Source organism: Polynucleobacter nymphae (assembly GCF_018882155.1).
Lineage (GTDB): Bacteria > Pseudomonadota > Gammaproteobacteria > Burkholderiales > Burkholderiaceae > Polynucleobacter > Polynucleobacter nymphae.
This window is the reverse complement of the sequence record NZ_JACVPA010000001.1, coordinates 704347-716485: the sequence shown is the minus strand read 5'-3', so window position 1 is coordinate 716485 and position 12139 is coordinate 704347. Positions and strand designations below refer to the sequence as shown.

Here is a 12139-nt window from a genome sequence, read left to right as displayed (position 1 = left end):
CTTATTTATTGAGGTTGTTTAGCAAGCAAAATAGCCATTGCAGCAGATGCCACCCTTGAAAATACAGAGTCAGATCGCGATGTGAGGATGATCGGAACTTGAGCTCCTAGAATGGTTCCAGCGCACTCAGCCCCAGCCATATAGACCAAGGACTTATAAAGAATATTACCTACTTGTAAGTCAGGAACCAAAAGAAGATCTGGATCACCAGCAACCTGCGAATGGATTCCTTTTGTTTTAGCAGAGTGGGCCGAAATAGCGTTATCAAATCCAAAGGGGCCTTCGATAATGGTTGCGGGGTGAATTGGACTTACAGCATGAGTGTCGACAATCTCTTTTGCATCGATAGTGGCTTGCATACCTGGATTAACAACCTCTGTAGCAGCAATGATCGCCACCTTTGTATCTTTGATCCCAAGTTTGTTAAGGGCTTCGAGACTACTTTTCAGAATCTGTATTTTTTGAGAGGCGTTGGGCGCGATATTGACTACGCAGTCACTGATCCCCAGTAATTTGGGGTAATGCTCTAGCTCAAATAAAAATAAATGACTCGTTCTGCGATCGGTTCTTAAGCCATCACGCTTCACTATTGGACCCATTAGATCTTCGGTGTGTAATGATCCCTTCATCAGAACTGCTAGCTTGCCCTCTTTTACGAGCTCCACTGCTTTCTTGGCTGCAATGATGGGGTCATTGGGCGTATCGACAATTTCAATTCCATCTAAGGAGAGTTTTTCCTTCGCTGCCAGTTCCAAAATGAGATCTTGAGGCCCAATTAAGATTGGGGTGCACAGCTGCCTTTTGATTAAATCAAGGACGGTTTCAAGGGCAGGCACACTCAGTGGATAAACGACCCCTAAAGGGATATCGCTTTTAGCCTCATCAATCATTTTTTCTAATAAGGGATATTTATCCATGAGGTTTGCCTAAGGGGTTTACCGTTATCAGATGAAATTAGGACAATGTTTGAGAGATACGCTCAGAAGCTTCTTTGAGCTTTGGAATATGTTCCATGGCTTGATTAAGAGGTAGTCTTGCAGTCGCTGCGTGAACCGCGATGGCCGCTACCACATCGCCCATCGCATCTCGAACTGGTACCGCAACACACGAGACGCCAAGAACGTATTCCTCATTATCAATGGCATATCCAGTACTGACAATGCGTTCAAGCTCAGACTCGAGGAGATCGCGATCAGTAATTGTTCTGTGAGTAAATTTCTCGAGCGGTAAATTTTCTAAAAGCTTAGCGCGCTCATCAGGTGTTTTGAAAGCCAGCAATAGCTTGCCACTAGCGCTGCAATGTGGAGGCAGTACAGTGCCCGGCGGGAGATGTAAACGTAAGGCCCAATTGGCTTCTACGCGATCTAGATAAAACAACTCACCACGTTTAAGGACGGCCAAATTACAGGTCTCTCCTAGATCAGCAACCAATTTTCTTAAAATGCTATGCCGAATCGCGGAGACAGTATCGTGCGTCAAAGTCGCCATGGCTAGGCTAGACAAACGATCGCCAGGGGCATAAGTACGACCACCGGGTTCTCTAGCTACCAATCCAGCTTCTTCGAAAATAGCTAGGGTGCGATGCAGAGATGCTTTTGGCATTCCCGTAATTTGCATGAGTTGCGCTAAAGTTGCGGGCTGCTGAAGAGCTGCTAAAGCCTCTAATATGACAATGCCTTTGAGCATCGATGAATTTTCGTTAGCACTATCTTTTTTGCTGATATCTAACGGTTCGTTATTGTCAATTTCAAGCATAAGTAGAAAATCTCAAGAATTGTGTCATTTTGTTCATTCTAATAGAACATATTGGCAATATCCAGAGAAAATGTTAGTATTTTTACTTATACGAAACAACTTGTTCCGTTTAGTAGGATTAGTTATCGTATCTAGACTTCCCAATAAGGGCTAATATAAGCCCATGGAGTGTGTTTAAAACAGGAGATAAGGTATGCGTAGAAGCAATCTGTTGGTCGCTGTACTGACTATAGCCTTTAGCTTGCTAGGTTTTGCTCAATTAGCGGGGGCCCAATCATGGCCTACTAAGCCGATTAAATTTGTTGTGCCATACCCACCCGGGGGCGGAACTGACGTAATAGCCCGCATCATGCAGGAACCACTGAGCCAGGCTTTAGGCCAACAAATCATTATTGATAATCGCGGTGGTGCAGGCGGATCGATTGGCACAGACATTGTTGCAAAATCACCTGCAGATGGTTATACGGTTTTATTCACACTGTCTTCCCACACAATCAATCCTGCAATCTATCCAAAGTTAGCTTTTGATACCGAAAAAGATTTTTTGCCAGTTTCATTGGTAGCATCGTTACCGCAGATATTAGTGGCCACTCCTGATTTCCCAGCTAAGACTGTGAAGGAGGTGATTGATATGGCCAAAGCAAAACCCGATTCAATTTCTTATGCATCTGTAGGCAATGGGTCGCCAGGACATTTGGCTGGCGCAATGATGGCCACTGCGGCAGGAGTTTCCATGACTCATATTCCTTATCGCGGTGGCGGCCCGGCTGTTACTGACGTCATGGCTGGTCAAGTGCCACTTCTTTGGGTTTCTATTCCTGCAGCAGCAAACTTTATTAAAGCAGGGAAGTTACGTGCTTTAGCAGTTTCTACTGTCAAGCGCTCTCCTATTTTTCCTGATGTGCCTACGATGGCAGAGTTAGGATTTAAAGATTATGAGGTTGACTCTTGGTATGCGATGTTTGTACCTGCTAAAACGCCACAGCCTATTATTGATACGCTTTACAAGGCAACGATCAAAGCATTGGCAGACCCAGCAGTGAAGGAAAAGTTATTAGGCCAAGGCGCTGAGGCGGTGGGCAGCACACCAGCACAACTTGGAGCAATCGTCAAAAGTGAGATTGTGAAGTGGAAGAAAGTAACGAAAGATGCTGCTATCAAAGCAGAATAGATGAAGCATCTAATCATTTGAAAATATTAACTAAGTAGAAGATATGACACCAGTAGAGAGCATTGTTGAGCGAGGCCGTATAGCTCAACAAAAATACGAGCAATATACGCAAGCACAAGTGAACTTGGTGGTGGAGGCTGTGGCTTGGGCCATCTTAGAGCCTAAGCGAAATCAAGAGTTGGCTGAGCTTGCAGTGAAAGATACTGGTCTTGGTGATGTTGCTGATAAGTTTAAGAAGAACTTTAGAAAAACGCTTGGCCTGATTCGTGATTTAAATATGGCGAAGACGGTGGGCATTATTTCTGAGGATTTGAAGACGGGGCTTACTGAATATGCCCGTCCAGTAGGGGTGGTCGCTGCTATCACACCCTCAACTAATCCAGGCGCAACTCCAATTAATAAAATTCTCAATGCAATCAAATGTCGTAACGCCGTTGTAGTTGCACCATCCCCAAAAGGATATTCAACTTGTGTACGATTATTGGAGTTTGTTCATCAACAATTAGATTTGGTACATGCGCCTCGTGATCTAGTGCAGATGTTGCCATTTCCGATTACTAAAGATTCCACCAATGAATTAATGCGTTTAGCAGATTTAGTTGTCGCCACTGGTTCACAAGCCAATATTCGGGCTGCCTATAGTTGTGGCACTCCTGCCTTTGGGGTGGGAGCAGGTAATGTACTAGCCATTATTGATGAGCATGCTGATTTAAATGGAGCTGCTACAAAAATTACCCAATCCAAGATTTTTGATAATGCAACAAGCTGCTCTAGTGAAAATGGAGTCGTGATATGTGCTGATGTGTATCAGAATGCAATTATGGCGTTGGAGCGGGCTGGTGGCGTTATGCTGGATGCTGCAGATAAAAAACGTCTTGAGGAAGTGATGTTTCAAGATGGCAAACTCACATCGACCTTAACAGCGCAATATCCTTCGGTCATTACAGAGCGTGCGAAATTACAAAATCCAAAGGCAAAAGAAGCCAAATTTTTGATGGTTGAGGAAGATGGCTTTGGCCCATCCGCTCCTTTCTCAGGCGAGAAATTAAGCCCTGTTCTCACAGTTTGGAAGGCTGCTGATTTCAAGGCTGCTCAGGACTTGGTGGCGAATGTGTACAACTATCAAGGAAATGGCCATTCAGTTGGTTTACATACTGCCTTAAGTGGTGCAGTAATGGAAAAGCGTGCTGCAACTCTGGCTGAGAATTTAAAGGTGGCTAGAGTGATTGTGAATCAAGCGCATACCATCGCTACTGGAGGTAGTTTTGAGAATGGACTTCCGTTTTCACTTTCCATGGGCTGTGGTACTTGGGGAAAGAATAATTTTTCAGACAATATGACCTATCGCCACTACCTTAATATCACCAGAGTAGTACGGCCAATTCCAGAGCGGGTTCCTAAGGTTGAAGATCTCCTAAAAGATTACTTCGCACGTTTTCCTCAGGCTTGAGTTTTAAAGTGACGACATCATGCCAAAGCTTGGGCGAGGTTCTATTACATTGGTCGGTAGTACAAGCGGGCAAAGTTTTTTTATATGCTCCTGAAACTGGGGCCACTCTGAGTTATGGCCAACTTGCTAAAGAAGCACATCATTTTTCAACATGGTTAGAAGAGCAGAAGATTAGTGCTCATGGGCATGTTGGTTTATACATGCACAATGGTCGTCAGACCAGTACGATTTTTTTAGCTGCTATGGCATGTGGTCGCGTCATTACACCACTCAATCTATTGGCACCTACAAATCAACTTGCCTGGGTTCTGGATCATAGTGATATAGAAATCTTGTTTTACTCTCCGGATAAAAAGCAGAGTTTATTTGCAGCACTCGAAAACACCAAGCGAAAATTTCAATTGGTAGAGCTAGATCCTGATCAGCCTGAAAGCCCATTTATGAAGTCTGCAGCAGGAACTTTACCTACCGTAAAGCCTACTCAGCCAGCGCTTCTCATGTATACCTCCGGTACAACGGGAACACCTAAAGGGGTATTACTAACCCACGCCAATTTATTACATGCCGCCCGTTCGATGGCGTCATGGCACTCACTTACTGAAGCAGACACAGTCTTAAGTTCTTTGCCGATTTATCACATCAATGGACAAGTGATTTCGACGATTACACCCTTTGTTTCTGGCGGATCTGTTGTTGCCCCTCATGCTTTCTCAGTATCGAGTTGGTGGAAGCTGGCAATTCAATATCAATGCACTTGGATCAATATGGTACCTACCATCATTGCTTATTTAATCAATGGAGCAAAAAGTGGGGGCACCTTGCCTAGTCGCGAGGAGCTGAAAGCGATTCGTTTTGGTCGTTCAGCCTCCGCTCCGCTACCTCCTGAGCACCATCGTGAATTCGAAGCTTTGTTCGGAATTACGGTCATTGAAGGTATGGGTATGACCGAGTCAGCCTCAATGGTGTTTTGCAACCCTCATGATGAGAGGCGGCGCTATGGAAGTCCTGGCCTCCCTTGCGGTGTAGAAGCGAAAGTCATTGATGCTGATGGGAAACCTCTTGGTGCGAATGTAGCCGGAGAAATCTGTTTACGCGGCGGTAATGTTCTCAATGCTTACTACAAAGCGGAGGCCGAAACTGCTAAAGCATTTGATAGCGAGGGGTGGCTCAAGACTGGCGATTTAGGAATGCGTGATGATGATGGTTTTTATTTCATTACTGGGCGCCTAAAGGAGCTCATTATTAAAGGCGGGGAAAATATTGCCCCACGTGAAATTGATGAGGCCATACTGAAACATCCAGCAGTATTAGATGCGGCTGCAGTTGGTATCCCAGACGCCAACTATGGGCAGGAAATTATGGTTTGTATTGTTTTAAAACCAGATATCTCTTGTACAGAAGAAGAGATGCGTCTTTTTTGCCTTAAAGAACTTGGCAAATTTAGAACACCGAAGTTGATTCTATTCATGGAGGACTTGCCTAGGGGTCCATCTGGTAAAGTTCAGCGTCTAAAATTATTGGATTTACTGCATTAGGCGGGCTATTACCCAGACGCTAAGAATAATGAGGTAGCAGCCCAACAATTTTTGCCTTAAGCTGTCCTTCATCTTGAGCAACTTTCCAGCTGCAATAGTTTGTGTAAAAGCGGCGCTTATTCCAAGAATGAGTATCAAAATTATCATGGCGCTATCAATGCTGTCCACCCCATGAATCCCTATCCAAGCAAAGCTAAGAGTCGTTAAGCTCACTATAGAAGTCGCTAAAACGAAAAGGATTGAGATGTTTACGCAAGCGGCAATGGGCAGACCAACCCACATTGTTAAAAGTGGCATCAAAAGCGTGGCTCCGCCAAGACCAAAAAGTACTGAAGAAATTCCTGAGATAGCTCCGACTGTGATTAGCTTAATAAGATTAGGCTTTATTGGGTGTTGTAATACTTTTGATGCAGGGGATTTGCCTAACAGGGTCCATAGCCCAACCAAAGCGATAGTTATGGAAAACCCAAGACGAAGTGCCGTATCAGACAACTCAGTCGCAACAACACTTGCTGGGAAAATAAAAAGTAGAGCGCTAAGAATCAGGGTGTTAGCAGTGTTGCGCTCGCTCTTACTTCTTCTGAGTACTTTGATTGCTCGAGGAAGTGCGCCAATGATAATGGTGCAAAGGCTGCCGATGACGATTAATTGGAAAGGTGGGTGAATAAAATGAGGTACTGTTAAGAATGCGGCATCTAATGCGGGAACAATAAATGCACCTCCGCCAATACCAAATAGCGCCATAAAAAATCCTGTTATTACTCCAATCAGGGAAAAAATAAAGTAGTGCACTATTGGTTAATAACCTTCCCCAGAATTAAATCCGCCGCTCTTTCGGCCAACATCACTGCAGGCCAATTAGTATTACCTGATGGGACTGTTGGCATTGCGGAGCAATCGACCACCCTGAGACCTTGCACTCCCCGGACTCTTAACGAGGAATCTAGAACTGCCATTGGATCATTATTTGGACCCATTTTGCAGGTACCAGTCGGGTGAAAGATAGTGGCGCCATTATTACGGCAGAACTCTAGTATTTCTGCATCCGATTTTGGGTTATTTGGCTTTACTTCGCGAGTAATCAAAGAACGTAGTGGTTCAGTCTGCGCAATTTTTCTAGCAAAATTCACTGCCGCAACACTGGTATCGCGATCATATTGAGTGGCTAAATAGTTAGCAAACATTTTTGGCGGCCTTAGTGGGTCTGTAGATTGAATGCGGACATACCCACGGGATTCTGGTCGAAGCTGACATACCGACATTGTGAACCCGGAGAAAGGGTGCACTTTTCCTCCTGCCATTTCAGCAGATAGGGTTGCCATATGAAATTGAATATCAGGCGTTTTGGAATCCTTCATGACTCGGGTAAAGAGGCCGCCTTGATTAATTCCAATAGAAAGGGGGCCGCCTCTAAATAATAGCCAGTCTAAACCCATCTTCAGTTTTCCGAACCATGACGAGAGTTGATCATTGGTAGAAATAGGTTGATTTAATTCATATATCAAACGAAATTGGAGGTGGTCTTGTAAATTTTCACCGACGCCTGGCAAGTCTTGTATGACGGGGATATTAAATTCCTGCAATAGGTTTGCTGGGCCCACTCCAGATAGTTGCAGAATTTGTGGACTCTGGATTGATCCTGCGCTCAAAATCACTTCTTTATTGGCGTAGACAGTTTTTTTAATGCCCTGTTGGATGTATTCAACCCCAACCGCTTTTTTATTTTCGAAAATAACTTTACTGGCTTGGCTGTTAGTCAGAATAGTTAGATTAGAGCGATGCTTAGCTGGTTTTAGGTAGGCTACTGCAGCACTACAACGAAATCCTTTATGAGTACTGAGCTGGAAGTAACCAACACCTTCTTGAGTTAGATTATTAAAGTCATCAGTGTTGGGCACACCAAGCGCATTAGCCGCTTTTTTAAACGCTTCCACTAAGGCATGTTTCTTAGGGATGGATGAGGCCTTTAATGGGCCTGTTTGAGAATGCAGTGGTTCTCCTAATCTGTCATTACCCTCTGCTTTTTTAAAGTAGGGCAATACATCATCCCAACCCCAACCGGGATTACCAAGATCACGCCAGCCATCGTAATCCTCTTTTTGTCCGCGGATAAAGATCAATCCATTAATTGAGCTAGATCCCCCTAAGGTTTTACCGCGTGGCCAATAAATTTGGCGATCATTCATGCCCGGATCTGGCTCAGTTTGAAATTTCCAATTAACTTTCGGATCCCACATCGTTTTTGCATAACCAATAGGCAAGTGAATCCAGGGTGACTTATCACTGGGGCCGGCCTCAATGAGGCAAACTGAATGATTGGGGTCCTCAGAAAGTCGGTTCGCTAAAACACAACCGGATGAACCGCCACCAACAACAACGTAATCGAATATTGTGTTCGACATACTATTTAGTGTTTTCTTAATCCTAAAATTTCACGTGCTTGGGCTGGCGTTGCAACACTGCGGTTATACGCAGGCGCCATTTCGGCTAAACGTGCGACTAATTCGGCATTATCTTTAGCGAGCCTGGTTTTATCAAAGCGGGTATTGTCTTCAAGACCAGTTCTCACATGACCGCCCAACTCCAGCGTCCATTCATTCACCGGTAGTTGATAGCGCGCTACCCCAGCTGCACACCAAGTAGCATCTGGCATGACTACTTTCAATTCTGAGATCAAAAATTCTAGGATTGAGCGTCTTGCGGGCATGGCATTAGGGATGCCCATCACAAATTGAACGTGAGCAGGGGCTTTTAAGAGGCCCCGTTCGATTAAGTTCGCAGCGTTATAAAGCATAGCCAAGTCAAAAATTTCAATTTCAGGCTTGATCTCGTACTTGAGCATTTCACCAGCCAGACCATCAACAAATTCTGGTGGATTCTCATAAATACCGTTAGGAAAGTTCACCGAACCAGTTGCTAGCGAGGCCATATCGGGACGATGAAACAACATTCCACCGCGAGCTGCTTGATCGCGTCCACGACCACCCGTAGAAAATTGAACAATGATTCCAGGGCAATGTTTCTGAATACCTACTTGTACGGCTGCATATAAGTCTGGGTCAGAGCTAGGACTTTCATCTGGATTGCGAACATGTATATGGGCCAGTGTTGCGCCTGCCTCATATGCTTTATGGATTTCTTCTATCTGTTCAGATGTCGTCACCGGAAGACCTGGACAATCTTTCTTGCGCGGAATTGCACCAGTCATTGCTACGGTAATAATTACTGGGGTAGTCATATTTACTCCATTAAGTTTAAGTACTGGTTTCTGAGAGGCTATTTTGAATATCTCTTGCGGCCTGTTGTAAGGGGCCTATATAGAATTCAATTGATTTTTCTTGCATACGGGGCGCTGGCCCATGCGCCGTAATGGTCGCAAAGGTTTTCTGTTTTGAGTTCATTACGGGTACTGCGATACCAATAAATCCCTCTAGAAAGGCGGATTCATCAAGGGCATAGCCATCTTGACGAATCTTTTCAAGTTCGGGGAAAAGCTTTTTATAGCTCAGGATCGTTTTGTCTGTGTAGATTTCAAAAGGCTCATTTCCCAAAGATCTTCTGACTTGTAATTCGGTCATCCCAGACAGAAATAGTTTGCCACTAGCAGTACAGTGAAGAGGTACACGCATTCCTAAGTCAACGTGAAGGCGGATGGGGGCACTCGTTTCAACTCGATCTAGATACATGACTTTATTGCCATCGAGAATATTGAAGTTACAAGTTTCACCAATTTCTTCAACTAAACGTTTCATGACTGCTACGCGTTGTGAGCGAATCGAATCTACAGAAAGAATATTGATTCCAAGGATACGTAACTTCGCGCTTGGCTGAAAACGCCTACCATTGGGATCGCGCTCTATAAAGCCTTGTGTCACCAAAGTATTTAACAATCTAAAGGCAGTAGGTTTCGCTAAGTGAGTGCTGGTAGAAATGGTTTCCAGGGTCAGCGGAAATTCAGATTGAGCAATGGTCTCCAGTATCAGTAAAACCTTCTCCGCCATGCTGGATTTGGCTGATTCTTCGAATATTTCCGAAGGCGGGGTGATGCGGGATAGCTTTTGTGACATTTATTGAGGTTTTTTGGAGATATTTGCGATTTTAAGTGTTTACCCTTAAAGCATTTCATCAGATGATACTTTAAATTCCATTAGAGAAAATATTAACTAAAAACAAGAGACAATGCAAACAAAAAAGAAGCCCGCTTCTAAAGCGAGAGCAAAGCCTAAGACTTTGAATAAAAGTTCTGCGGCTTTGCCTAAGAAAAAGGCTGTAAATACCGTTAAGGTGCCGCCTGAATTCACAATGAAACAGGTGAAGGAGATTGTTGCCTTAATCAAGGATGCTGGAACATTTACTAGCTTTGCTTATAAGACAGATGAATTTGAAATTGAGATTTCTGTCGGTTCACCGTCATCTTCAGGTGTCGCCAACTTTGTAGCCCCTCAAGTAAATTCAGCAGCTCCTGTGAATCCTTCTGCTGTAGTAAGCACTCCGGCACCATTCGCAATCTCGGCCTCTGAGCGTTTGATTACAAGCCCCATGATTGGAACTTTTTATCGCAGACCTAGCCCGAGTTCGCCTCCCTTTGTTGAGGTAGGTAAGCGCGTGAAGCCGGATACAGACGTTTGTATTGTTGAGGTAATGAAATTACTGAATACGATTCCTGCTGAATGCAGCGGCACTGTCTCACGAATTCTGGTTGAGGATGGCGAAAATATTGAAGCAGGCCAAGCTCTGATGGTGATTGAGGTTTCTTGATGGCCGTTAAAAAACCTTTTGAGCTAATTGACGTCACCCTGCGCGATGCGCATCAGTGTCTTTGGTCTACTCGTATGACTACTCCCCATATGTATCCTGCCTTAGCGGATATAGATCAGGCTGGCTATCGTTATATCAATGTATTGGGAGGTGCAGTATTTGATGTGATGGTACGTTTCCTGCGAGAAGACCCTTGGAAGCGTATGGAGTTTCTAAGCAAGCAACTGGCGACCCCTACTGATGCCTTAACACGTGGTCAAAGTATTTATACCTTTGAATTATTTCCAGATGATGTCGTCGCTCTCAATATTGAATTACTTGCAGAGTCAGGCGTCAAGGTGCTAACGGTATATGACGCCTTAAATGACAATCGCAATATCGAATCATCTGTGAAGGCTGGTAAGAAAAATAGCATGCTGATTAATGCAATGCTCACCTACGCCTTAAGCCCAGTGCATGACGATGCTTACTTTATTGCCCGTACCCGTGAGCTTGTGAAACTAGGAGTCGATTTTATTTCTGTAAAAGATCCCACGGGCTTATTAACTCCGGAGCGGGCAGTAACGCTTTTTCCAGCTATTGTTACTGCTGCTAAGGGTATTCCTATTAAGTTACATTCTCACTGCCAATCTGGCTTAGCGCCTCAAGTTTATGAAGAGGCTATAAAGGCTGGTTTTTCGTATGGGTATGTAGCTACTAATTGCTTAGCGAATGGGGCTTCATTACCATCAGTACTAGATGTTTACGCGAGCGCACAAAAACTGGGAAGGGCGCCCAAGATGAATCTGGCTGCATTGGAAAAGGTAGATGAGTATTTTGATTGGATCTGCTCACGTGATCATTTTTCTCGCGGACAGATGGCTACTTATGACCCTGCCTTATATGAACATCAAATTCCAGGTGGAATGATTTCAAACTTACGCGCTCAATTAGCAGTTATGGGTATCTCCCATAGGGAGGCAGAGATCTTGGAAGAGACAGCAAGGGTGCGTGAGGATTTAGGCTACCCCATCCTGGTTAGCCCATTTGCACAATATATAGTGACGCAGGCCGTCTTGAATGTCATGCAGGGTGAGCGCTATAAAACAATTCCTGATGAGATTAAGCTTTATCTCAAAGGGCATTATGGAAAATTAGCTGGTACGCCTAGTGCAGAAGTGATGACTCGCGCCAAGGTAGATTACGATGCCTCAAGAAGGCCAGGTGAGTTAATTCAAGCAGCCTTGCCCGGATTGAGGAAAAAATGGGGGCGCTCAATCAGTAAGCAGCAATTAAGTCTGCATGCTTTTTATCCTGAAAATCTTGCTTTAGGATTAAGGGATGGCGCTCAAGAAGCCTTGAAGCAGGGGCCTGCTTTACAGCCCTTTACGGAATTGGTGAAGTATTTGGTGATGAAAAAAGAGTATGGAAAAATTAGAACTAGATTAGGTGGTGTTGAGTTAAGCTTTACGAGTTAGCTTTTAGACGTTC

The 12139-nt window shown here is 44.3% G+C and carries 11 protein-coding genes; 5 read left to right on the top strand and 6 right to left on the bottom strand.

From position 1 onward, the window contains the following. Positions 1 to 5 precede the first annotated feature (5 nt). A complete protein-coding gene (locus ICN29_RS03685; RefSeq protein WP_216129837.1) occupies positions 6 to 917 on the bottom strand; it encodes a bifunctional enoyl-CoA hydratase/phosphate acetyltransferase in 912 nt (303 codons plus the stop codon). A 37-nt stretch (positions 918 to 954) separates the two neighbouring features. Beyond that, the gene (locus tag ICN29_RS03680; protein ID WP_255538052.1) at positions 955 to 1755 is read right to left on the bottom strand and encodes an IclR family transcriptional regulator; all 801 of its coding nucleotides are present in this window, start codon (positions 1753 to 1755) and stop codon (positions 955 to 957) included. 193 nt (positions 1756 to 1948) lie between these two features. On the opposite strand from ICN29_RS03680, the gene ICN29_RS03675 reads away from it, so the two are divergent. Genes ICN29_RS03675 through ICN29_RS03665 form a run of 3 tightly spaced genes read left to right on the top strand, consistent with a single transcriptional unit; the run spans position 1949 to position 5911 of the window. Further along, positions 1949 to 2926 carry a tripartite tricarboxylate transporter substrate binding protein gene (locus ICN29_RS03675; protein WP_216129835.1) on the top strand — a complete coding sequence of 326 codons (978 nt, stop codon included), beginning with the start codon at positions 1949 to 1951 and terminating at the stop codon, positions 2924 to 2926. Between the two features lie 43 nt (positions 2927 to 2969). Further along, on the top strand, positions 2970 to 4376 hold the full coding sequence (sauS, locus tag ICN29_RS03670) for an acylating sulfoacetaldehyde dehydrogenase (RefSeq protein WP_216129833.1): 1407 nt from the start codon (positions 2970 to 2972) through the stop codon (positions 4374 to 4376). A gap of 8 nt (positions 4377 to 4384) precedes the next feature. After that, the gene (locus ICN29_RS03665) at positions 4385 to 5911 is read left to right on the top strand and encodes an AMP-binding protein (protein ID WP_216129831.1); all 1527 of its coding nucleotides are present in this window, start codon (positions 4385 to 4387) and stop codon (positions 5909 to 5911) included. Here the strand turns inward: ICN29_RS03665 and ICN29_RS03660 are convergent. Genes ICN29_RS03660 through ICN29_RS03645 form a run of 4 tightly spaced genes read right to left on the bottom strand, consistent with a single transcriptional unit; the run spans position 5900 to position 9978 of the window. Next, positions 5900 to 6703 (bottom strand): sulfite exporter TauE/SafE family protein, encoded by an 804-nt coding sequence (locus ICN29_RS03660; protein ID WP_369411625.1) that lies wholly within the window; start codon positions 6701 to 6703, stop codon positions 5900 to 5902. The genes ICN29_RS03665 and ICN29_RS03660 overlap by 12 nt on opposite strands. Next, positions 6703 to 8313 (bottom strand): GMC family oxidoreductase, encoded by a 1611-nt coding sequence (locus ICN29_RS03655; protein ID WP_216129827.1) that lies wholly within the window; start codon positions 8311 to 8313, stop codon positions 6703 to 6705. Before ICN29_RS03655 ends, ICN29_RS03660 begins: the two co-directional genes overlap by 1 nt. 5 nt (positions 8314 to 8318) lie before the next feature. Further along, positions 8319 to 9149 carry a 3-oxoadipate:acetyl-CoA acetyltransferase gene (locus tag ICN29_RS03650; RefSeq protein ID WP_216129825.1) on the bottom strand — a complete coding sequence of 277 codons (831 nt, stop codon included), beginning with the start codon at positions 9147 to 9149 and terminating at the stop codon, positions 8319 to 8321. Between the two features lie 16 nt (positions 9150 to 9165). Continuing rightward, a complete protein-coding gene (locus ICN29_RS03645; protein WP_216129823.1) occupies positions 9166 to 9978 on the bottom strand; it encodes an IclR family transcriptional regulator in 813 nt (270 codons plus the stop codon). Between the two features lie 112 nt (positions 9979 to 10090). Here ICN29_RS03645 and accB point away from each other — a divergent pair, with 112 nt between their 5' ends. Next, positions 10091 to 10669, top strand: a complete 579-nt coding sequence (accB, locus tag ICN29_RS03640; RefSeq protein WP_255538050.1) for an acetyl-CoA carboxylase biotin carboxyl carrier protein — start codon at positions 10091 to 10093, stop codon at positions 10667 to 10669. Then, positions 10669 to 12126, top strand: a complete 1458-nt coding sequence (locus tag ICN29_RS03635; protein ID WP_216129821.1) for a pyruvate carboxylase subunit B — start codon at positions 10669 to 10671, stop codon at positions 12124 to 12126. Before accB ends, ICN29_RS03635 begins: the two co-directional genes overlap by 1 nt. Positions 12127 to 12139: the final 13 nt, after the last annotated feature.

Coding starts and splice junctions, on each gene's coding strand:
- ICN29_RS03685 (WP_216129837.1), bottom strand. CDS start 917: ATGGATAAATATCCCTTATTAGAAAAAATGATTGATGAGGCTAAAAGC.
- ICN29_RS03680 (WP_255538052.1), bottom strand. CDS start 1,755: ATGCTTGAAATTGACAATAACGAACCGTTAGATATCAGCAAAAAAGAT.
- ICN29_RS03675 (WP_216129835.1), top strand. CDS start 1,949: ATGCGTAGAAGCAATCTGTTGGTCGCTGTACTGACTATAGCCTTTAGC.
- sauS (WP_216129833.1), top strand. CDS start 2,970: ATGACACCAGTAGAGAGCATTGTTGAGCGAGGCCGTATAGCTCAACAA.
- ICN29_RS03655 (WP_216129827.1), bottom strand. CDS start 8,313: ATGTCGAACACAATATTCGATTACGTTGTTGTTGGTGGCGGTTCATCC.
- ICN29_RS03650 (WP_216129825.1), bottom strand. CDS start 9,149: ATGACTACCCCAGTAATTATTACCGTAGCAATGACTGGTGCAATTCCG.
- ICN29_RS03645 (WP_216129823.1), bottom strand. CDS start 9,978: ATGTCACAAAAGCTATCCCGCATCACCCCGCCTTCGGAAATATTCGAA.
- accB (WP_255538050.1), top strand. CDS start 10,091: ATGCAAACAAAAAAGAAGCCCGCTTCTAAAGCGAGAGCAAAGCCTAAG.
- ICN29_RS03635 (WP_216129821.1), top strand. CDS start 10,669: ATGGCCGTTAAAAAACCTTTTGAGCTAATTGACGTCACCCTGCGCGAT.